At 58.8% G+C, this 221-nt stretch carries 1 pseudogene; it reads left to right on the top strand.

What is annotated here, in order from left to right:
• Positions 1-221 (top strand): annotated as a pseudogene (glmU, locus tag KB213_RS12510) (bifunctional UDP-N-acetylglucosamine diphosphorylase/glucosamine-1-phosphate N-acetyltransferase GlmU); the annotation flags it as partial.

Raw genomic sequence — 221 nt, 5'->3', positions numbered from 1 at the left:
TTACCTCACCGATGTTGTAGCGCTAGCGGCTGCCGAAGGAACTGTAAGCTGCGTTGTCGCAGAAGAAGCCGAACTCGCGGGCGTTAATTCCCGCGCAGAACTCGCACGCGACGAGCACAGCGTGCAGCAACGCCTGCGTGCAGAGGCCATGGCAAATTGCGTCACACTCGACGCCCCGGAAACGGTCTTGTTCAGTGCTGACACCGTCATAGAATCCGATG

Source organism: Neokomagataea anthophila (assembly GCF_018122595.1).
Taxonomy (GTDB): Bacteria; Pseudomonadota; Alphaproteobacteria; order Acetobacterales; family Acetobacteraceae; genus Gluconobacter; species Gluconobacter anthophilus.
Note: the sequence above shows the minus strand (reverse complement) of the source record. Positions and strands in the feature narration are given on the sequence as shown.